Raw genomic sequence first — 21712 nt, 5'->3', positions numbered from 1 at the left:
TATTATGACAGAAAGTCTAGATCGAATTGAAACAATCCTAGAGCAGACAGCAGAAAGTGCTGAAACGATCGCTAGACAGGAGAACGACGAGTAATGAGCGATCGCCATCCTACCACTGCTGCACGTCTCAATGTTTACATCCAAGGTCAAGGATTCCCCATTCTGGGCTTACATGGTCATCCTGGCACTGGTCGTAGTCTTTCTGTATTTACCAATCATTTATCAAAACGTTATAAAACTTTTGCCCCTGATTTACGTGGATACGGCAAAAGTCGCTGGAATGGTAATTTTGATATGAATGATCATTTGACTGATTTAGAAGCGCTACTAGACCGCTTTGAGATTGAAAAGTGCCTAGTATTGGGATGGTCACTTGGGGGCATTCTGGCAATGGAACTGGCATTACGTTTGCCAGAGCGCATTACAGGGCTGATTTTGGTGGCGACAGCCGCAAAACCCCGTGGCAGTCATCCTCCTATTACTTGGCAGGATAATTTATATACTGGCGTTGCTGCCCTAATCAACTACATAAAACCGAGTTGGCAATGGAATATTGAAACTTTTGGCAAGCGATCGCTTTTCCGTTACCTAATTCAACAACATACATCTACCACTTACAACTACATCGCCACTGAAGCAGTACCAGCTTATTTGCAAACCTCTCCTGCTGCTAGTCGCGCCCTTTACAGTGCAATTCAATCGGGATACAACCGACTTCTAGATTTGCAACAAATACAATGTCCTAGTTTAGTACTTGCTGGTGAACAAGACCGCCATATCACATCTAATTCCAGCTTAGAAACTGCTCAACACCTCAACAATTCTCAATGGCAGTGCTATCCCAACACCGCCCATCTTTTTCCGTGGGAAGTCCCCCAGCAGGTACTGAATGACATTGACCATTGGCTCGAAGTTCATCCGCAGGTAATTGGGAGTCAATAGTCGAATTTTTAAAAAATTTTGACTATTGACGAAGGAGAAATGGAGAGTGAAGATATGGTGACGCGGTGAGTGAAAAAGACGCAGTAACACGGTAAAAGAATTCTCAGTGTTTCCGTGTCTTTGCGTCCCTATATCCTCGCGTCCTATTCATTCTCTGGCCTAACTAACTTAAATCTGACCGCCAAAGGCAGGCTGTACTTTGCGGTCAAATCTTTCCCCCAAGTCTTCAGCGATTGTTAAGGTATTAGGTTTGCAACGCTTGACATTCACAGAAATTCCCGTAGCTCCTTCGATCTCCAAATCTTCTATATATCCAATGCTTGACAATCTTGCTTCAGAAGAATTTAGAAATGGGCCGAAGTAGTATGTGCAACGGGGATTTTGCGTCACAATCTCTACCCACCAAGCCAAGCCGAGGGAGTCGAATGTGTTAATTAACACTTCCTTGAGGTTATGCCAAATGGTTTTCATGGTTTTCGCGAGTTTATAAACGTCTACAGGGTGTTAAACGATATGTTGCTTTATTATGATTTACATTTCTTTATACTCTGTTAGCGTTATTTTTTCAAAGAATTTTTTTGTAATTTATCTAGATGCAGGGTATTTAGCGATCGCTGGCGATAAACTTCATAAAGCGCCATTCCTGCTGCTACAGAAGCATTCAGACTAGGAGTCTTACCTTGTAGAGGAATCGATACTAAAAAATCACAGGAGCGTTGAGTCAACATACCCAGACCTTCACCTTCTGAGCCGATGACCAAAACTATTGGGCCAGTGAAATTGACTGTATGCAAGGGTTCACTGCCACTTGCAGCAGTGCCATAAATCCAATAGCCAGCTTCTTTTAATTCTTCTAAGGCGCGGCTGAGGTTGACAACTCTCGCTACAGCAAAATTTTCTAAAGCGCCTGCTGCCACTTTCATGACAGTGGAAGTGATCCCAGATGCCCTTCTTTGGGGAATCACCAATCCTTGAGCACCTATTGCTTCGGCGGTGCGAATAATTGCTCCCAAGTTGTGGGGATCAGTAATTCCATCAGCTACTACGATTACGGGATCGGTTACAGCTTTTGCCTGTTCAATTAAATCCGGCAATTCGATGTAAGCGTAGGGAGCAACTTGTGCTGCCACACCTTGGTGATTGGCCCCGTTAGTGAGATAGTCTAAACGCTTGGGTTCAACCTCATCAATAACTGTGCCATTTTCCTTTGCTTGCAAGAGAAAATGGTGAAAGCTGGGATCGTAGCGCAGACGGGTAGTAATCCAGATCCGGTTGAGATTGCGTTGATTTTGCAACGCACTCAATACTGGATGACGACCGTAGATGAGATCGCTATCTTCTTCTATCGGTTGTGTAGATACAGGCGGCTGGGAAAAGTTGCTATTTCGTTGCCGAGAGTTGCCAGAAACGGAGTTGCTATCTATTTTCCTGGGATTACGAGTGGGATTAGCAACAGAGATAGGATTGCTATCTATTTTCCTGGGATTACGAGTGGGATTTGCAACAGAGGTAGGGTTGCTATCTATTTTTCTGGGATTGCGAGTGGGATTAGTAATAACACGCTTACCCTGAATTTTTACGGGTTGCCCACGATTGGATTCGTTAGAAGTCTTGACTTTTCTCGGTTTATTTTGCATTTGAGTTATGGATATAGCGTATGGTTCATACCGATTACCTTAGTTTCTGGAACCTAATCTACTGCTTTAGCTATTATTGGGAAATTGAGTTTTCACTCTTTTTCTACATGAAGCATTTGCAACAGTTCGGTTAGACGCTGGTAATCGGTGAGATATAAGTAGCCTATTAAGGTTTCTAGACTAGTTGCCTGTTGATATATTTCGGGATTAAGTCGCTTAGGGCGTCCTGTAGCGGCGTTTCTACCCCGTCGGACAATTTCTAATTCGGTGTCCTTTAGCTGAGGAATCAGCGATCGCAAATGTAGCGCTTGTGTTTCCGCTCTTACCTGCTCCACTACCAGACGATGGTAAATTCCTGACCGCTGCAATGGCAGCAGATAGAACATTCTAACATACAACTCATAAATTGCATCCCCCAAATATGCTAAAGCAGTAGGAGAAATTTGTTGCACTTGTGAGAGGGAAATCTGTTGGAATGGCGCTGTTGTTGTCAAGAGTGCTTCAGTCCAAGATAAACTCTGTTTGGGAGTTTCATCTTGTCCATCTAATAGCTCTTCCTCCTGTGACTTCACAAATAAATCATTCCTTGACGGGCTACATTTGGCAGGCATTCTTTGCAAAGATTGATTTTTCTGAAGTAGGCCATAATACTATACTTAGCATAATCAATACTATCAGAAATACTTACTAATTCTATCTTTTTGATTGAGAAGAAAGCATTTTAAATTACCGTGATGTCAACGCCCATAAACCAAATTTTGCCTACTTGTGGTCTGTGCCTAAGATAGGGTAAAATTATGACATCAAACTCACCCTGTTACTTGATTGCATTGCCATGCTTACTTAGTAAGCGACAATAGCGACGATTTTTAACTATACAGTATCAAGTCAAATTTACCCATAACAAATCTGCTGGCTTTGTATTTCTTACAAATTTCTCAGATTTAATTGTTTATTTGATATTCTAGCCAACAATTACATACCCGAAGAACTGGGTTTCTATATTTTTATTATTGCTCAACTTTAAACATAATAGCTTACCTGGCTTTATGCCTCTCCCACAAGGAGAGAGGTTTCCTGCCAGAAGTTTTAAAAATCAAGCTATCCGACGTTGAATCTGGATAGCCGAATTGGTTCTCTCGGTTCAAGGAATCAAGACTACTTGACGTTTTCTAGAGCTTCTTCAACTGATTTTTGCAGGGAGAGAAACTTCTCTAGGCGAACAAGCTTGACCGTTTGAGTGACCCGGGCATTCGTGACAATTTGCAAGGTGCCTTCAGCAGTTTGAGCCTGCTTGGCTAGCTGTACCAGAGCACCCAAGCCAGAGCTATCAATAAAGTCGATTTGTGAGAGATCCAAAATAATATGCTTAGGACCCTCATCAATCTTACTGCCAAGTACCTTGCGAAATGTCGGCTCAGAAAAGGCATCTAACAAACCTGTGAGGCGGAATAGCTGACAGTTATCCCGGACTTCACGAGTGCCCCTCAGGCTAACGGTTAGATTTAGTGGCTCAGCAATAATTCCCTCCTCATGAGTTAAAGTGAACGCTCAAGTATAGATGGTTTTTGAGCAAGTTGTCTACAATCTGCTGGAATTGGGCATTGGGCATTGGGCATTGGGCATTGGAAAACTCTTCCTCATAACCCATAATCCATTTCCCATTTTTGACTCCCTATTGCCTATTGCCTATTGCCTATTCCCTATTCCCCATTCCCTATTCCCTATTCCCTATTCCCTATTCCCTATTTTTACCTCACTTCGGCTGCCACGGCTTGACGTGCTGTTCGCATGGCTTGAACAAATTGCTCAAACAAGTAATCAGCGTCGTGAGGGCCAGGACTGGCTTCTGGGTGATATTGGACGGAGAACACAGGTAGAGACTTGTGACGTACCCCGGCAACGGTGCGATCGTTTAAGTTCAGGTGGCTGATTTCCACAACCGCTGTAGGCAAAGAATCTGGGTCAATAGCAAAGCTATGGTTTTGGCTGGTAATTTCTATCCGTTGTTGTAAACCAGCTGGCTGATTTAAACCACGATGACCAAATTTGAGTTTATAGGTTTCTGCCCCTAGTGCATGACCTAAAATTTGGTGTCCCATACAAATACCAAAGATGGGCTTTTCACTTAACAGAAGCGCTTTGGCAGTTGCAATACCTTCAGTGACGGCAGCCGGATCGCCAGGCCCATTAGAAAGAAACACACCATCTGGATTGTAATTGAGGATTTCTTCTGGTGACGTATCAGCAGGTACAACAATTACCCGACAACCGTAACTTGTTAAGCGACGCAAAATATTGCGTTTTACACCAAAGTCAAGGGCAACAACGGTAAACGGTTCCCCAAGATTTTCCGCAGCCTCAGAGTTGAATTCCCAGGCTGGAATTGTCGGATCTGACCATTCATAAGCTGTTGGGGTGGTAACTTCCCGAACCAGATTTAATCCTGCCATGTTGGGAGCCGCTTGTACCTGCTCTAGCAATTCCGCTTCATCGAGAATGGTTGTGGAAATGCCACCGTTCATGGCTCCAAACATCCGAATTTTGCGGGTGAGGGCGCGGGTATCAATGCCGTAGATCCCTGGTACCTGGTTTTGCTTCAGGTAGTCTGGTAAGGATTGTGTCGATCGCCAGTTACTCGGCCGGTGACAAATATTCCGAGCGATCGCACCCCGTACTTGAGGGCCATCTGATTCCTCATCTTCAAAATTGACGCCAGTATTGCCTAATTCAGGATAGGTAAAAATGACAATTTGACCGCAGTAACTTGGGTCAGTCAGGACTTCTTGGTAGCCTGTCATACCAGTATTGAACACCACTTCTCCGATCGCGGTTCCCGTAGCACCGAAAGACCAACCGCGATAAGTGGTTCCATCAGCCAGGACAAGTAAAGCAGGTATTGCGTCAGACAGGGGCATAGTAAATTGGGGAGTGGGGAGTGGGGAGTGGGGATCGGGCATTGGGCATTGGGAAAACTCTTCCCTATTCCCTATTCCCTACTCCCCATTCCCCAATACTGCGATTGTTAATTATCCCATGAGTTGAGCAATTGGGAGTTTTTAAAATACTTAATTAAAATTAAAAGGGAATTAAATTAGCGGGAGTGGCTTTGGCAAAGCTTGGGTGGTTAAAATTAATTATGCTTCAGTCTTTTTTATCCCGTGCAACCCTAATTTTTCTATCAAGCGCTTTAGCGGTTTTGTGTGTTGCCTGTAGTGAAGACCAACGGAACACGGCGACTGGTGGCAATGAGCAACCCGCGCCAATTGGGGATCAGGCGTCAGTACAGCCTGCCGTCGAACCAGCAACACCAGCAGTTACTCCTACCCCAGAACCACAATCGCTAGAGCCGTCTGAAAGTGAACCAAGTCTTTTTGAAATGGGGCTAGACAAAGCCGTTGGCGCTTGGAGTATCAGCCGATCTGCTCAATCTCCAGGTGATTGGATTTTGGTGGCAAATCAGTACCAGGATGCGATCGCGCTGATGCAAAAAGTGCGGCGACAAAGCCCAGAATTTGCGATCGCTCAAACCAAAATCACTGAATATCGCCGCCAAATTAAATATGCCCGACAGCAAGCTGCTCCTCGCCCTGTGAGCGTTACCGAACCGAAGAGGGTAGTAGTTGTAGTTCCCCAGACAAGAACCACACCAAAGTTCACCTTACCTCTATCGCCTCCACAAGAAACAAAACCGTTACCAACAGAGCCAGGTTTGCCCTCATCAGTAGTGGTGATTCCAGATCAGGAAGTATTTACAGCACCGATTAAAAGGCGACTTGGTGGAACGCCAATTGTCGAAGTTACTTTTAATGGGCAGCAACAATTTGAAATGATTGTGGACACAGGAGCCAGTGGCACTGTAATTACCCAAGAGATGGCAAATACCTTGGGAATAGTGCCAGTAGGGAAAGCTAAGGCAAATACCGCTAGTGCAAGAGCTGTAGAATTTCCTGTGGGCTATGTCAATTCGATGGCAGCTGGCGGGGTAATAGTGAATAGAGTAGCAGTTGCGATCGCAGGTGCGGAACTAGAAACTGGACTTTTAGGACATGACTTTTTTGGTAACTACGATGTCACCATCAAACGTAATGTAGTAGAATTTCGCCCGCAATTGCGATCGCAATTGCGATCGCAAATCAATTCCCCAGAAACTCAACTAACTGCTCCAACTTCGTCCAAGCAGCCCCACTTTGTAGAATATCCTTAGCGATTTTAATTCCTTGGGCGTGATCTAGCAGTGCGATCGACCCCGCTACTTGTAGCGCCAACGAGGCATTCAACGCTACTGCGTCCTGTTGCGCCTGAGTTCCCTTACCTTGGAGTACTGCCTTTAGAATCACCGCATTCTCTTGGACATCTCCACCCCGAAGCATACCTATGGGAGCAGGTGTTAGATCCAAATCTAGAGGATTAATGCTAGTTAACTGCACTTCTTTGTCTGATAACACCGCCAAATCAGTTAAATCTCCTAACCCAGCCTCATCAAGTTTTTCTCGTCCGTGCAGCACAATCGCCTTTTCCTTGCCCAAATTCTGTAAAGCTTCGGCAACTGTTGCCAAAAGCTTAGGAGTAAATAAGCCCACTACCTGCCCAGTTGGATGCAAGGGATTTACTAACGGTCCGAGCAAATTAAAAATTGTTCGCACCTTCAAAGTCCGCCGTAATGAGGCAACCGCCTTAAGTGCTGGATGCCAACCAGGGGCAAACAAGAAAGTGATCCCCACCTCTTGTAGTGCGGCTTGTACTTTTTCGCTGGATGCACTCAAGTTTACACCCAAGGCTTCCAATACATCTGCGCTCCCCGTGAGACTTGACGCTGAACGATTACCGTGTTTGGCAACAGGTACGCCAGATGCAGCAGCAACAAAAGCAACAGCTGTGGAAATATTAAAGGTTGATGATCCATCTCCACCAGTGCCACAGGTATCTATTACAGTGCCGAGTTCTAAGTGCTGAGTGCTGACTGGGGAACATTGAGATTGTAATACTTCAGCCATGCCGGTTAACTCGTCGGCAGAAATGCCTCTAAAGTTCAGCGCTGTTAAAATAGCCCCTGATAACTCTGGGGGAACCGCTTCACTGAGCCAACCTTGCATCAATTCAGCAGCTTGAGTACGGGACAAAGATTGGCCATCTATTAATTGTTGCAGCAGGACATACCAGCTAGCAGAGGATTCTTGAGCAGGAATTGCGGGAGTTATCATAGCTAAGGTTTGTATGTTGTAGCTATATTGAGAGCTATGGGGTTATCCTACCGGAAAATTGGAAGCTATCAAAGTAGGTTTAAATCTCAAGGCTTAATTGCAAAGCTGGATTAGCAACATCCTGAACTTGTGATTTTTTTTCCAAATCAAGTTTAACTTCGTAGTTAGTAATGAATAACTCTTTTCCTTTAGCCGCACCACTCTGCTTATAGTTATTCATGCCATACTGTAATTCCCACTCTGAGATATTAGCCCATTGAAAATTTTCTCGAATATGTAGTGAGTCATCATAGGTTATTAGCCAGCGATGATCACATTGTTGCAAAAGGTTAGCAAATCTCTGATGTTCAAAAGAAGTGTGCAAGTCACCGTCTTTGCCATATAGCTTTGATTTAGTAGCGCTAAAATATGGTGGATCTAAAAAGAAAAATACATCTTTCCCTTCTGATTTTAAGGGGTGGCTGTAATCCAAATTAGTAATTTGCACATTTTTGTTCAGAATATATTCTAATTTTTCTAATCGTTCTATTGAAGAATCAGTAAATCTTTTATGAAAAGCTTGTTCAGAAAAACCACCTGATTCTACAGTTCCTGAAAAAGTGATTCTGTTGAGAACGAAAAACCGAACTGCTCTTTCTAAATCAGATAAATTATTGACATCTACACTAGTTAATTCTGTAAAGAGTAATTTACCATCTGTATATTTGACTTTAATATGTCGAATTTCTTTAACTAACTGGGCTATATCTGATTGGGCAAACTTCCAGAATAAGAAGAGTTCGCGGTTTAAGTCGTTAATCCAAATCTTGATATCGGGAAACTTTTGCCTTAAATAAATAAATACGGAACCACCACCCACAAAAGGTTCTCGAAATTCCGAAAAGCTCTCTGGCAAGTATTCAACTATCTGATTTATCGCTTTTGACTTACCACCAGGATATCGCAGAGGGCTTTTGAGCATAATTAAAAATCGTCACACTTGGGGTAATAACAAACGTCGAAATCCCTCCTGCTCAAAATGGCGATCGGTTGTTAATGCCTCAGTGACACCACGCTGACGCATCAACACAAAGCTAACAGCGTCACATAAAGAATAGGTTTTGTCTTGCCGCGCCATTAAAAGTTGAACAGCTTCTCGATGCAACAACTCATTGATCCATACCGTCTCAATGTCTGAATTTTCTAACAAATCAATAATAAATTGTAGCGCTGCTGTACGTGGAAAGCGACGAACCTGAGCTAATGCAATAAACTCTGCCAAAACATAGCTGTGAGTTAAGCTAACACTGACATTATCCAGAAACTCAACTGCTTTTTGATGTTCTGGTTCACCACTGTGGACATAGCAAAGTAGCCCAGATGTGTCAAGTAGAAGCACTTAATTTGTTTCCTCAGATGTATCGCTGTATGCTTTGACTAAATCAGCATCAATGCTTTCATTTTCTGCTCCTGTAGCGTAACCGAGGTTAATGCTTCCAGCATGACTTCGGAAACGCTGGCGAGCGGCTTCTTTTTCTGTTTTGGCTTGCGAGGTTTCACGTCTTAGAGAACCATACTGCTGTTCTATGGAAGTAGCTACCAATTCCGCAAGAGATACGCCTGCGACCTCGGCTTGTTGTTGCAATGCCGCATAAACTTCATCACTTAATTCAAAGCTTAAAACCTGACTCACCGCACTACACCTCAGCTACTATATGTAAGCATGTCATATTAACTTAGTTTATCAACAACAGATAGCCTTTTTCTTTATAGTATAAATATTGAGCTACCAGCCAGTAGAGATTAACCACTCTTGTTAGAAATAATTGTAATTCTTATGTGAAATATCCAGGGCAATTTTCTTGTCTCACCAAAAGCTTAAATTATCTATTCAAAATTCCTACAATCATCTACTTAGGATTATTGTTATGCCCCGTTCTGCACCCTACCAACCTTTGTTGTTGCGAATTCTTCACGGCTTAAGTGGAATTTTAGTTATCGCGGCAATTATTACCGGATTTTTGGTTTACAACACTTACGATCGCCGATTTGGTAAAATACCATTTCCTCAAATTGGGGATATTCAGGGCATTCACGGCACTTTTGCATTATTTTTCTTGCTTATTCTCCCTGCTTTTGCCCTCTATAGCTTTCATGCTGGACAAAAGCGCCTACTTCAATCTGATTCTTTGCAGCAACTAACCGAGGTGGGCAAGCCGATTTGGTGGGTTAGCTTGCAACGTCTAGCAAATACTCTCATGCTGATTGCTGCTATTTTGGCTGTGAACTCTGGCAGGATGATGAAGGAAGAGTGGCTTCCAGCAGGGCAGCTACATCATATTTGGTACTCCCTCCACCTTTGCGCCTGGGTTGTGATGGTTGGCTGTGTGGCGATTCATGTTTTGATGTCTACCAAGGTGGGTGGTGCGCCGTTGTTACTCTCAATGTTTTCATGGAAGTTTCGCCCAGAAGATAGCCCTGCTAAATGGTCTAGTCGTTTCCGTGCTTGGTTGACTAGCTTACAGCCTAACTTTGGTGTGGTAATGAATAATTTTATGCAAAACAATTTTTACCTCAGAATTATTGAGGTGATTGTGTTGGGTGGAATTCTGACAGCGTTTGTCTTACCTGTATTTTTTCCCGGTAGTGAGTCATAGGTAATTTGCTGTTACTGCATAGCTTGCCACCGTAGGCGATCGCAAACCTGTTAAGATAAAACTACGTATCCGTAATATCTCCAAGTAAAGTTTATGTTGCATTTTCGTAAAAACCTGTTACATTACTTTACAGGCAGTAATAACTGTCACAACATAAAAGCTCGGAGTATTATTTATGGCAGACGTTAAGAAGACTACGCCTTCGGTTTCAGAAGATCCTAATGCTTTGCGCTGGGGCTTCACTCCTCAGAGCGAAAATTGGAACGGTCGTTTTGCAATGATTGGTTTTTTATCTGCTGTTGCACTTGAAGTGTTTTCTGGTCAAGGGATTTTACACTTCTGGGGCATTTTATAAATTTAAACGTTTTTACCTTCATTAGATTATGAGGCAAGGCGGGGATTCGCAAAATCTTCTGCCTTGCCTCATAATCTCAAGAATTAGAGACGCGATAAATCGCCGTCTCTACAAGGAATATATCCATCAATTCTTTATTGACAGACTACTAACGTGATGAGCGAAATATTACACGACCTGGAGATTCTTCTTGATTAATTCGCGCATATACTCGCAGACAAGTTAAGACTTCGCCAGGAATACCACCACAGTCTAGTTGTAAGTCATCCTTGGATGAAGCACAGATATCTGCATAAAGTCCCGATAATTGGCGAATTCGCACTTCATTACCTGCATTAATAGCTTCATCAGCGACTTTCTTCAGGATGCGCCGTGATTCATGTTGTAGCTTTCCCCACCAAGAATAGCGTTCAGTCGGTGGTACAAATACTAGGGAATGTATTGCTTCGTCCATGTCAATCCAAGCACGGAGAATTGACAGGGGATCAGTGTTTTTCTCTGCTTTTTGGGTGCGTTGGAAGCGATCGCTTAAAGCATCAATATATTGATCGCGCTGTTCTGGTTTGGAGTGTAAAGAAATTACATCAAAGCTAAAAACGCTCTTTAAAGCATGATGTAAATCTGGGTCTATTTCAATAAAATTCATATATAAAAATAGGAATGCCGCTGGTAAATCGGATATATTACCTTGCGTATTCTTCGGATTGGAAAGTGCTTGTTGGTATAAGCATAATCCCTGAGTTTGAACAGTACCACTAAGACCGGGGTAGATAATTTCATCGCGGATAAAGGGAAGTTGATAGAGATTAGAATTATCTGCGATCGCACCAACTTCTTGAGCTAAATCCAAGGTGCGCGATCGCCAAGTTGCAGCCAAATCTTCTGGGACTCGCAATAGCTTGCGTTGAATCTCATTCCATAAATCTGAGTCCGTTGTGCTTTGCAGTTGGGAATTACCCAGATAATAATTAAGTTCTGAGTCAGAATCGAAAGCTTCCCGCAGGTGACTGAGTTTTAAATCAGCTGGCGCATCTTCCCAACCAATATTTTGTTGTGGGGGTTCAGGTTCCAACAGGTTATGAAGTTCTTGCAGCACCTCGTTGCATATTTTAGCTCCTGGATCTAGTGGTAATTTTGTGCGAGCCTGATTTAAAGTAGCCTCTAGTCCATACAAACTAAACCGCAGTAACCGGGCTAACTCTGAGTTTTCTAACTCTAATAATTGACGCAAGTGCTGCATGAATCTCACCTCCAAATATTTTTATAGCGAATTAAACTTGGCAAACCTCTGCGCCCCTTAGCGTTTACTTTGCGCCCCTACCCTGCGGGAAGGCGAAGCGCCTATGCGTTTAAAAATCTTAATTTTTTCAACGCAGAGGAACGCAAAGGTTTAATGCAATTAATGTATACCGCAAAAGGGATCGCGTTCTTTATCAACTTCATTGGGCTGCAATTCTAATTCGGCAAGATAAACGCATCCCTCTTGTTTTAGGCATTCCTGACTGTTTGATGTCCAGTAAGGGACTTCACCGGCGTGCATCCTCAGAATACCTTGATCGTCGAGAGTTACACGATATTGGCAAGGGTAATCTGTTGTTACATCAGGTTTGCTGAGTGCGCCAATTCTTATCCATTTTTTGCTGTTGGTTTCGGCATCTGTTTGATAAATATAGAAAGTGTGTTGGCCAGTTTGGGGGAAGGGAGGTAAGGGATTACTAATTAACCCAATTCCTGGTTCTGTCACACCATCGCGCAGATAGTGAAATTTTTGGAATAATTTACTTCCATCATTTCCTACTTCAAATACAAGATGATAGGCGTCTGGTTGATCAACAGTTGCGGACTCAAGAACATTGACGGCAATATCACCATCATTTAAATCTTTATTGAAGCCTTCTACAGCAATATTCCAGTTCAATTTACCATCAGCAAATAGCGCTGAAGTTTCTGAAACTACCGATTCTAAATCAATGCCAGGAATGTCAATTAAATAATGGGGATTCCCCTGACAAAGCAACACACTAAATTCAAGGGTTTGGTCAATCTCAAACTGAACTTTAATTTTTTTCAGAAACTCTGCTTCTTGCATTCCCAGTTTATTCATCAGGTTTTTACCGTCGAAGCTACCCCATAATCGTAAATCTCCATCCTCGTAGTCTTGACGGTAAATAATATTAGTTAATTGGATTCCTTGCCATGCAGTCCGAACCTTGGCGACAGTTTCCCAAGGTGCTAGTTGATATAGTTCTTGTCCAGCCTTGAATATGGTTAGTAAATCGTTACTTTGGGTTTTGCGTTTGAAGTTGCAGGGTAAATAATAAAACAGGTTTTTGACATCAATTTCTAGCTGGTTGGCTCCCTTACGCAGCAAGCTTTTTGACTCTTCTGGATCGAACCTTAATCTTCGTAGTTTCTCGGCGTAGCAAGCACCGGCGGAGGTGGCTAATTTGGTAAATTCCAACACAAAGGTAATTCGCTCTGGATTCCACACAAAATATGGTGACTTACTAAATTCTTGATATATTTGGCGCTGAACTATGTCTAAATTACAAGTTTTTCCAGACAGAATTAACCAATCAACTTTTTGAGAATTCCAAGAGTCTTTGTTGACATCATCGGGGCGCAAGCGACTTTCCATTAATCCTTTGGCAATACCGATCGCTTCTTTAATTCCTGAAATGGCGGCTCGTTCAAATTGCTGGTTATCTAAAGTGACGCAGATGCTATTTGGATCTTTAACTTGTAATTTAACGGTGCTTTGGGTGAGCAGTTCGGAAATTTGCTGTTCAGAAAGTGTGAAGGTTAATAGAGAATTTTCTGCTGGTGGCTTTTGCCCAAGTTTAAGTTTTGCTGCTTCTGCATAATCCCAGAGAATATAAAAAGATTGCAGGCGTTGAGGTGCTTGTTGCCAACGGGTGGGTAATACTTTCTCGGCAGTATCGAGGGCATCTTTGTAAGCAATATCACCTTCTGGATTCTCTTTATCCAGACATTTTAAAAGACTGCCAGTTTTGAATTTACCTTGTTCTAAAAAGCGCTCATTTAACTCAGAGCTAATTAAATCTTCTAGTTTTTCGCTTTCAATATCACCTGTTGTAACTGCTGTCAATAAAAAATCTGCGATCGCAACTTTTAATAATCTAAAAATTCGCAGTGTAATTAACTCGCCACCTAACTGTAAATGACCAGATGAACCTAATAGTTTGGGTGTGAGTTTATAGTAACGTCCTCCTAAACCTCGGTCTTCATAATCGGCAAAGGTAGGGGTTTTATCCTCTAAAGTCAGTTCAATTAAAGCTAAATCTGTGGTTCCCCCGCCAATATCCAAGACGAGAACATTTTGTGACCATTTGTTTCCTGCTTGGCGACAACGAGTTTTGAATGACTCAATCCCAATGTTGAGATTACCACCAAATTCTCGCCATAAAAAGAATATCGCCACAGAAACAGCTTCATCATAAGCAGTTTGGACATCATCGATACCCAACTGCTCAACTAATTCCTTAACTTCCTTGCGAACAACTGGTGGGGCGACAGTGGGATAGGTGACAACTGCTGTTAAAAAATCTCCTTCTGAAAACCGGCGTTGGGCGCGTTGGCGGTAATCTTCAGTTAACTCGATTAAATGCGCCCAAGCAGATTGAATTAGTTGATTAGCAGTAATTAATTCTTCTTCACCATCCAAAATAACTGGAAACAACCGATCTTGACCAAAATAGCGTTTGGGTGAATGGTGAAACCTGCTGATAATTTCCTTTAAAGAACCGCTTGTACCTTGAGCGATCGCTTTTTTTCGGTTATCTCTAGCTTCCCTACCCATCCGCAGTTTTAAGTCTCCTAAGTGCGAAATTTCCGCCTCGCTGGGAATTTCCGTATCGCGGCGATCGATATCCAGCACAACTGGGATCAAATTTTGCGACTCTAGGGTAGGGACGCGAAACACCTCATGATAAATTTGGTAAAGTTTTTTGCTGACAGCACGGCGGAACCTCTCGCTGTTTCCTAAAGAAAGTTCAATTTGGCGGATTGCTTCCAAAAATCGCTCTTTATTGTCAGTTTCAAAAACTTCACTCAATCGGCTGGGTTCTATCTCCAGATTTTTACTAATTTCTACAATAAACTTTTCCCAATCATCATCGCTGACATCTGGTAAAGCCACGGAGGCGGGAGAACTCAGCCATTGTGATAAGCGATCGCGCAGCCGCATTTCTTGTTCTTTGGGTAAAATTTCTGCGATCGGTACTTCAATTGGATCGAAAAGTGTAACTGTGGAATTCGATGTCCCAAAATCTAAAGCAAACCATCCTGGAAATCTTTTTTGTTGTTTCTCGCTTGGTTCTTGATCGCTATATTTATTGAGTTGAAAAGGGTTCATTATATTATCACTTTCTGTTGTTTGTTTTATAGCTGGCTAAAAACTGTAATGTTGTATTATAAAATTACAAATTTAGAGAATTTTTGTGGTAAAGACTTTTAATTTTTGGTCTTGTACCACTGATTCTCTTTAGCACTAGCTTTTTGATTTGGCGCGATATCTACGGCGGGCTACGCTTAACCGATCGCAATCAGTCACTTTCTGATTTAGCTCATCTCAAATCATCTAAGTAAGAAACAGCAGCAAGTTCTGAAATAATCTGTAACCAAGTAGGAATCGCTATCTCAGATGGCAATTCTCCAGCCGCCAGATATCTCAGCAAAGTTTCTTTTTTTGAGAGGTTTTGTAAACTAGGGATAATTTGATCCAAAATACCTTCTATTTCAGCATTAATTTGCTGATTAACTTCGCTAACATACTGTACAAGATGGAGGCTAGCGCTAGCAGTAATTTCATCTCGCAGCCGCAGTACTAAAAGTTGGTGGTTGCTCGATCTAGGTAAACCTTGGCTTTTCTCTGGTGCCCAGTCAAAGATTTGACCAACGTTGTGTTTATCGTCTTTACGTGCTAAAGGAAAGATAATTTCGGGTGCAACGGTTTTGTCTTTACTAGTGATTTCGGAAATGATTGCTTCTTTCCATTCGTTAGGATCGCATCCTAGTAATAATTTGTAAAAGAGATCAGCATCTTCAAAACCAAATTTTTCTTCGATTTCTTGCTCCATTTCTGGATGAAAAAATGCCTGCAATTGTTCGCGTTCTGGAGCTACATAATTTGACAATTGATTCAACAAATCTACCACCGCTTGATGGATGCGATCGCGGGCAAAATCTTCTACTTCTTTAACAGTTTTCTCAAATACTGGATAAAAATCATCGCTTTTAGTTGGAAGGGAACTATTTACACGGTTTCCTCGATCAAACAGTTTCCCGGCTGCACCTTTAGATTCTGCCAGAGCGATCGCTCCATTGTTGGCTTTGTTGAAGAGTAAAGTCCACTGGTTCCAATTGAGGATTCTAAAAGTGAGTTCGTCTTTTACTACATCGCTGACGACAATACCGCGCCGATCTTTGAGTGGTTCTTTCCCTAAATCTTTTTGGAAATTCCTATAAATTTTATCCAAACTTTCGACCACAAAGCGCAACTCGATGAAGGCGGGACTATCACCTGTAGGGATACCTTGCTCGTGAATTTCATCTATGATGTCCTTCAAGTGATCTTGTTGCTGACTCACCACATCAGCCGATCTCCGAGTATCTTCATACAGTTGCTTCAGACCATGAGTAGCTACATGAGTTTGAATCAATTCCCGCAGCTTACTAAGTCCTCCATCTTGGCTAAAGTAACCTAGCTGTCTACCCAAATAACTGCGAGTGTTAGATCCTAATAGTTGTTCACTTAAGCGGTGCCATTTTTCTTGTAACCGTTTAGACCGATCTAGATAATCAGGATAATCCAAGTTAGCCAAAAACTCTGTTGAGCCGGCTTTCACGCTACTAGAACGTTTTGCCAATTCAGCTAGTCCCAACAGTGGCGATAGTAAAACAATGCGGTCTTTTTGGGTTGTAAACGCTTCTGCACCGTCAATGGTAGTTTGCAGAACTTTGAGTTTTTGGAAAACGGTTTCCTCTTGTAAATGGCTATCTTCAATCAGTTGGTCTAGTTCTCTTTCGCCACCTTCGCTGTCTAGGGGTAGTTGATCGAAGCGACCTACACCTACGAGAATTAAATCTTTCAGGTCTTGTCCCGGTCGCTGCTGCTGCATCATAGTGAAGATTTTATTGGCGCGATCGCTCCCTGGAGATTTACCATTTAGCAATACCAAAATTGTCTGTACTTCTGCCAATTCTCGCAGCGACAAAAAGGTATCCCTAGCCCCCGAATTAGCAGCCCCCAATCCCGGAAAGTCGATGAGAATAAATTTAGCTGCACCTGCAAAATCCCAAATTTCCCGTGATATTTTTACATCAATATCCACGCGGCGGATGAGTGGAAAGCTGTTTTGCAATAACTTCGTTGGTAGCCTCTGGGGTGGACTCGGTAATCGGATATGCGCTGGCGGTAGATCCTCAAATTTCAGAGTTTGGATTGCCATTGGTTGTTCGACCAGCTGTAGCCCTTCGCGGGCGGTAATAGCATCAATCTGGTAGCGCCCACCACACATAACTTCCCCATAGGCTTGATAAGCCCGCAGGAATAATACCAACTCCCGGAGTAAATAACGTAGCTCTAAATTATTACTGCTATTCCATGCTTCTTCACACCAGCCAATAATATCTGTGCCAGAGTTGAGTTTCGATACTGGTATCGGAGGAAGCCCTGCTGCTGTTGTCCGTTTATTGGCTTCCCCTAGCATGAAGCGTAGACACTCATGCACTCCTTCATGAGAAAGATAATCTACCGTAAAATTACTTAATTGTGTAGTTGCAAAGTCGTCTTGCGGTATGATGTGTATGGCGGTAACATTACCTGTAGTGGGATTTTCACTGACTGGCAAAGCATCTGCATATCCAATTAAACTGCCTAAAAGTAAGGTTTTTCCACTACTGAATTCCCCCATCACCCCAATTTTCACAGGTGAAGTTGCAAGGTCTACAGTTTTCTGGGCAGCTGACCGCAGACGCAAGAGACAGTCGTCAAGACTAGCTGGAACCCAATCTTCTTGTTTAGAAGGGTACTGGGGCACAGAATCTATCTTTCGGAGGATGAATTCGCCGTACTCCTTAAAACGGCCCAGTTTATCTGGTTCCATAAAGTAGTTTCCGCCTAACATTAATTTCTGTGAGCTTTATAACATATAAAACGCGATTGCTAGCCATTGTTGCAACGTGTTGATATCACATTTAGCATTTCTCTCATTTAATTTGCGACTCTGGTATGAGGCGTTTTGAACGGTCAAGGCAATTTTGAAAAATCGGGTTTTGCCAGGATAATTAAAAAAGAATACATTTGTTAAAATCCAAGTTTACGAATAAGTAAAGTGAGCTTTTATACCATAATTTTATTGAATAATGCTTAGGCATTAAACCTTTTTATACCCCTTATTTTAAGCAAGCTGCATCGAGCAGCCGGACTCTAATTCATGCTGGATTCTTCTTGATAAAAAATCAATATTTATTTGATATGAAATTCTTGATTATTGTGAATTTATTATAAAGATGTAAACACCTCACAGTGAATCATATAGTTTTCGTGAAGCTAAATCAGGTTTTTGAGTAATACGATTACATAGCTAAGATGAATTTATAGGTGATTTTAAGAAGAAACAAATTCAAACAAATTTCTTGACACATAGATAGCTTAAATTTAATCAAAAATGTTGAAATTAATCTTAATGATAACTTCAGCATTTTTTCAATTTATTTACAGTAAATGAGAAATTGTTGAATATATAAAAATAAATAAAGTATTAAGATGAATAGCAGGTTGTGATAAAAATTATATACATCTATTAACAAATCCTATTTTCAGACAATTACCTTAATAATTTTAGGCAGAGCAGGCAGGCAAAAGTGTTTTCTAAAAAGGTGCAGAGCTACATTAACCAAATCATGGTCGAAGAGGAAGAAATACAACAGGATGAAAAAGTATTTTGCCAGCAGGCGGATACTGTTCCTCTGATGATTTGGATGGCTGGATGCAATGCACTTTACTGTTACTTAAATTCAAATTGGCTGGAATTTACTGGAACATATTTAACAACAGGCGCGTCTACATTTGCGCGAGAAGAGGAGATAAACAATATCTGGACTTGCAGCGTCCATCCAGAAGATAGACAGCCATGTGAAGATATATACCTAAGAGCATTTGCTGTGCATGATTCGTTCCAGAGGCAATATCGTCTGCGTCGGGCTGATGGAGAATATCGCTGGATTTTAGATACAGCCGCGCCAAGATTCGCAGCAGATGGTAGCTTTGTCGGTTATATCGGTTATTGCGTGGATATAACAGAAGTGCGACCTCCCCTGAGAGAAAGCTGCTCAACATCTATAAATTCCTGTTGTTGTTTGCATGAAATTACAGCACAAAAACAGGCAACAGAATTAACAAAAGCACTAGAACAACTACAAGCTGAAACTGCAAAACGCCAAGCACTTGAAGCACAGTTACGCCAAAAGACATCAGAATTTGCAGCGATTTTGCAAGTGCTTCCTGATTTATACTTTCGTATTGATGCTGATGGAAGTATTCTGGATTACAAACCAGGGAAGATCGATCATCCGTATATCTTAACAGGAGATTGTCAGGGCAAGAGTTTGCGAGAATGCCTACCAGCTGCTATGGGCGATCGCTTACAACAAGCAATAACTCAAGTACGTAAAGAAGGCAGGAGGCAGAGGGCAGAAGGCAGAAGGGAAGAATTTGAACGGGGCAATAAAGCCGCCCAATTCTTGGCCACTAAATCAGAGATTATGGTGGGGGACGTAAGAACATGTTCCCTCTGGTCACGGGCAGAAGGCGAAAACAGTATTCCTTCTGCCTCCTGCCTCCTGCCCTCTGCCTTTCTTGTTGAAACTCAATATGAAGTCAGTTTTGAATATACCTTACCGCTCTCAGAAAAGAACAATAATTTTGAAGCTAGGTTATTACCATTACCAGACCAGCAAATTATAGTTCTTGTCAGCGCCACCAGCGACAACATACAAGCAGCAGTTACAGAAAGTGATGCCAAGTTTCGCAGCATTGTCGAAAACGCCAATAACATTATTTTTGCCTTGACACTTGAAGGAATATTTTCCTACGTTTCTCCTAACTGGACTGAAATTTTTGGGCACGAGGTTGCAGAGGTTGAAGGCAAATCCTTTATTCCCTTTGTGCATCCTGACGATGTGCCTATCTGTGCCGATTATTTTCAACGTATTTTGACAACAAGCGAGAAACAAGACGCAATTGAATATCGGGTAAAACACAAAAATGGTAGTTGGCGATGGCATACAAGCAACTCATCTGCTATTAGAGACGCCAATGGTAATGTTTTAAACTTCGTTGGTATTTGCTATGACACCACTGACCGCAAACTAGCAGAAGTTGCGCTAAGAGAAAGCGCTCAACGAGAAGCACTACTCAATCGTCTTTCTAACCAGATTCGAGCTTCCTTGGATCTCAATTACATTGTGGAAACCGCAGTGCAGGAGATTCGCAACTTATTCCAAATTGATCGCTGCGCCTTTTTTTGGTATCGGCAAGACGCTGAGGTTCCCTACTGGGAGAGAGTATATGAGGCGAAAAGTTCCTTTTTACCCTGTCTGCTTAACCAGCAAGAAGCAATTAACGCAGAAATCAAACTCATCGCAGCCAAAACCTTGAATAGAGAAATTATTCGCATTGATGATGTAGAGATTGTGGGCGATTCCATAGCACGGCAGTTTTTGCAGGATTTTGGTTTCACTGCGTTTATGTCACTCCCCGTACACACCCAATCTGGCGAAATAGGCACATTTAGTTGTGGTTATTGTAGTGGCTTCCGCCCTTGGCTGGACAACGAAGTAGAATTATTACAAGCAGTTACAGTTCAACTAGCGATCGCCATTGACCAAGCTAAACTTTATACCCAAAGTCGTATCGCTGCCCAAACTGCCCAAGACAAAGCCCAGCAACTAGAAGCGGCGCTGCTAGAACTCCAGCAAACCCAAGCGCAACTGATTCAAACTGAAAAAATGTCCAGTTTGGGACAATTGGTTGCAGGTATTGCCCATGAAATCAATAATCCCGTCAATTTTATTTACGGCAATATTAGCCACGCCCGTGAATATATCAAAGACTTGCTCCACTTGGTAGAACTTTATCAACAGAGCTATTGCCCACCAACACCAGAGATTCACCAACAAATCTACACCATTGATTTAGACTTTCTCAAACAAGATTTGCCCAAAATCCTGGATTCTATGAACATGGGAGCCGAACGGATTCGGCAAATTGTCCTATCTTTACGCAATTTCTCTCGCCTTGATGAAGACGGCACAAAGCCAGTGGATATTCATGAAGGTATTGATAGCGCCTTGCTGCTGTTGCAAAATCGCCTGAAAGCCAAACCAGGACATCCCGAAATCCAAGTAATCCGAGACTATGGCAATCTGCCACAAGTATTATGTCACGCTGGACACATGAATCAGGTGTTTATGAATCTGTTGACAAATGCGATTGATGCAATTGAAGAGTCATTTGTCATTAGTCATTTGTCATTAGTAAACAACACTGAACAAAGGACAAATGACCAAGGACAAATGACTTTTCCCACAATTCGTATTCGTACCCTAATTCAAGAAGACCGTGTAATCATTAGCATTACCGACAATGGCCCAGGCATGACTGAGGAAGTACGCAAACGCATCTTTGATCCATTCTTTACCACAAAATCTGTGGGTAAAGGTACGGGTATGGGGTTATCAATTAGCTACCAAATTATTGTAAAAAAACATGGTGGGCAAATCCAGTGCATTTCAGCACCAGGAGAAGGTGCCGAGTTTGCGATCGTGATTCCACTCAAGCAGCAACTTGATTCATAGATATTAGGACTTACGCACTGTACAAAGTAATCATCTTGTGTATCAACGTAAAGGCGT

Annotated in this window: 17 protein-coding genes; 5 read left to right on the top strand and 12 right to left on the bottom strand. The window is 42.2% G+C overall.

The genetic code is table 11. The features are described 5' to 3' along the window. Positions 1–93: 93 nt before the first annotated feature. Positions 94–942, top strand: a complete 849-nt coding sequence (locus tag VB740_RS04165) for an alpha/beta hydrolase (protein WP_323198803.1) — start codon at positions 94–96, stop codon at positions 940–942. Positions 943–1110: 168 nt separating this feature from the next. Here the strand turns inward: VB740_RS04165 and VB740_RS04160 are convergent, their stop codons facing one another. The 5 genes from VB740_RS04160 to carA form a co-directional block, all read right to left on the bottom strand. Continuing rightward, positions 1111–1413: a DUF1816 domain-containing protein gene (locus VB740_RS04160; RefSeq protein ID WP_323198802.1), complete on the bottom strand. Its 303-nt coding sequence runs from the start codon at positions 1411–1413 to the stop codon at positions 1111–1113. 86 nt (positions 1414–1499) lie between these two features. Then, positions 1500–2579 (bottom strand): 23S rRNA (guanosine(2251)-2'-O)-methyltransferase RlmB, encoded by a 1080-nt coding sequence (gene rlmB, locus VB740_RS04155; protein WP_323198801.1) that lies wholly within the window; start codon positions 2577–2579, stop codon positions 1500–1502. Between the two features lie 92 nt (positions 2580–2671). Continuing rightward, on the bottom strand, positions 2672–3151 hold the full coding sequence (locus VB740_RS04150) for a Mini-ribonuclease 3 (protein WP_323198800.1): 480 nt from the start codon (positions 3149–3151) through the stop codon (positions 2672–2674). Between the two features lie 586 nt (positions 3152–3737). Then, positions 3738–4103 (bottom strand): STAS domain-containing protein, encoded by a 366-nt coding sequence (locus VB740_RS04145; RefSeq protein ID WP_190727785.1) that lies wholly within the window; start codon positions 4101–4103, stop codon positions 3738–3740. A gap of 227 nt (positions 4104–4330) precedes the next feature. Continuing rightward, the gene (carA, locus tag VB740_RS04140; protein WP_323198799.1) at positions 4331–5497 is read right to left on the bottom strand and encodes a glutamine-hydrolyzing carbamoyl-phosphate synthase small subunit; all 1167 of its coding nucleotides are present in this window, start codon (positions 5495–5497) and stop codon (positions 4331–4333) included. Positions 5498–5718: 221 nt separating this feature from the next. Between carA and VB740_RS04135 the strand changes: the two genes are divergently transcribed. Beyond that, positions 5719–6786 carry a retropepsin-like aspartic protease gene (locus VB740_RS04135; RefSeq protein ID WP_323198798.1) on the top strand — a complete coding sequence of 356 codons (1068 nt, stop codon included), beginning with the start codon at positions 5719–5721 and terminating at the stop codon, positions 6784–6786. Here the strand turns inward: VB740_RS04135 and trpD are convergent. The 4 genes from trpD to VB740_RS04115 all read right to left on the bottom strand — a co-directional run bounded on the left by trpD (position 6716) and on the right by VB740_RS04115 (position 9455). After that, positions 6716–7783, bottom strand: coding sequence for an anthranilate phosphoribosyltransferase (gene trpD / locus VB740_RS04130; protein WP_323198797.1), 1068 nt, complete (start codon positions 7781–7783; stop codon positions 6716–6718). The genes VB740_RS04135 and trpD overlap by 71 nt on opposite strands. Positions 7784–7862: 79 nt before the next feature. Beyond that, on the bottom strand, positions 7863–8744 hold the full coding sequence (locus VB740_RS04125) for a DNA adenine methylase (protein ID WP_323198796.1): 882 nt from the start codon (positions 8742–8744) through the stop codon (positions 7863–7865). Between the two features lie 12 nt (positions 8745–8756). Next, the gene (locus tag VB740_RS04120; RefSeq protein WP_323198795.1) at positions 8757–9161 is read right to left on the bottom strand and encodes a type II toxin-antitoxin system VapC family toxin; all 405 of its coding nucleotides are present in this window, start codon (positions 9159–9161) and stop codon (positions 8757–8759) included. Beyond that, entirely contained in the window at positions 9162–9455 is a 294-nt protein-coding gene (locus tag VB740_RS04115; RefSeq protein ID WP_323198794.1) for a hypothetical protein, read from the bottom strand. Between the two features lie 235 nt (positions 9456–9690). Here VB740_RS04115 and VB740_RS04110 point away from each other — a divergent pair, with 235 nt between their 5' ends. Both VB740_RS04110 and VB740_RS04105 read left to right on the top strand, forming a co-directional pair. Further along, entirely contained in the window at positions 9691–10419 is a 729-nt protein-coding gene (locus VB740_RS04110) for a cytochrome b/b6 domain-containing protein (protein WP_323198793.1), read from the top strand. Positions 10420–10594: 175 nt separating this feature from the next. Next, a complete protein-coding gene (locus tag VB740_RS04105; protein ID WP_069071239.1) occupies positions 10595–10774 on the top strand; it encodes a high light inducible protein in 180 nt (59 codons plus the stop codon). 148 nt (positions 10775–10922) lie between these two features. On the opposite strand, the gene VB740_RS04100 is transcribed toward VB740_RS04105, so the two are convergent. From VB740_RS04100 to VB740_RS04090, 3 genes are all read right to left on the bottom strand, one after another. Further along, positions 10923–12014 (bottom strand): hypothetical protein, encoded by a 1092-nt coding sequence (locus VB740_RS04100; protein WP_323198792.1) that lies wholly within the window; start codon positions 12012–12014, stop codon positions 10923–10925. A gap of 159 nt (positions 12015–12173) precedes the next feature. Further along, a complete protein-coding gene (locus VB740_RS04095) occupies positions 12174–15149 on the bottom strand; it encodes a molecular chaperone (RefSeq protein ID WP_323198791.1) in 2976 nt (991 codons plus the stop codon). A 211-nt stretch (positions 15150–15360) separates the two neighbouring features. Further along, positions 15361–17901 (bottom strand): proteasome protein, encoded by a 2541-nt coding sequence (locus tag VB740_RS04090; protein WP_323198790.1) that lies wholly within the window; start codon positions 17899–17901, stop codon positions 15361–15363. 799 nt (positions 17902–18700) lie between these two features. Here VB740_RS04090 and VB740_RS04085 point away from each other — a divergent pair. Beyond that, positions 18701–21655, top strand: coding sequence for a PAS domain S-box protein (locus VB740_RS04085; protein WP_323198821.1), 2955 nt, complete (start codon positions 18701–18703; stop codon positions 21653–21655). Positions 21656–21712: the final 57 nt, after the last annotated feature.

The organism is Nostoc sp. UHCC 0251, assembly GCF_034932245.1.
Classification (GTDB): Bacteria; Cyanobacteriota; Cyanobacteriia; order Cyanobacteriales; family Nostocaceae; genus Nostoc.
Note: the sequence above shows the minus strand (reverse complement) of the source record. Positions and strands in the feature narration are given on the sequence as shown.

Coding starts and splice junctions, on each gene's coding strand:
- VB740_RS04165 (WP_323198803.1), top strand. CDS start 94: ATGAGCGATCGCCATCCTACCACTGCTGCACGTCTCAATGTTTACATC.
- VB740_RS04160 (WP_323198802.1), bottom strand. CDS start 1,413: ATGAAAACCATTTGGCATAACCTCAAGGAAGTGTTAATTAACACATTC.
- rlmB (WP_323198801.1), bottom strand. CDS start 2,579: ATGCAAAATAAACCGAGAAAAGTCAAGACTTCTAACGAATCCAATCGT.
- carA (WP_323198799.1), bottom strand. CDS start 5,497: ATGCCCCTGTCTGACGCAATACCTGCTTTACTTGTCCTGGCTGATGGA.
- VB740_RS04135 (WP_323198798.1), top strand. CDS start 5,719: ATGCTTCAGTCTTTTTTATCCCGTGCAACCCTAATTTTTCTATCAAGC.
- trpD (WP_323198797.1), bottom strand. CDS start 7,783: ATGATAACTCCCGCAATTCCTGCTCAAGAATCCTCTGCTAGCTGGTAT.
- VB740_RS04125 (WP_323198796.1), bottom strand. CDS start 8,744: ATGCTCAAAAGCCCTCTGCGATATCCTGGTGGTAAGTCAAAAGCGATA.
- VB740_RS04110 (WP_323198793.1), top strand. CDS start 9,691: ATGCCCCGTTCTGCACCCTACCAACCTTTGTTGTTGCGAATTCTTCAC.
- VB740_RS04105 (WP_069071239.1), top strand. CDS start 10,595: ATGGCAGACGTTAAGAAGACTACGCCTTCGGTTTCAGAAGATCCTAAT.
- VB740_RS04100 (WP_323198792.1), bottom strand. CDS start 12,014: ATGCAGCACTTGCGTCAATTATTAGAGTTAGAAAACTCAGAGTTAGCC.
- VB740_RS04095 (WP_323198791.1), bottom strand. CDS start 15,149: ATGAACCCTTTTCAACTCAATAAATATAGCGATCAAGAACCAAGCGAG.
- VB740_RS04090 (WP_323198790.1), bottom strand. CDS start 17,901: ATGGAACCAGATAAACTGGGCCGTTTTAAGGAGTACGGCGAATTCATC.
- VB740_RS04085 (WP_323198821.1), top strand. CDS start 18,701: ATGGTCGAAGAGGAAGAAATACAACAGGATGAAAAAGTATTTTGCCAG.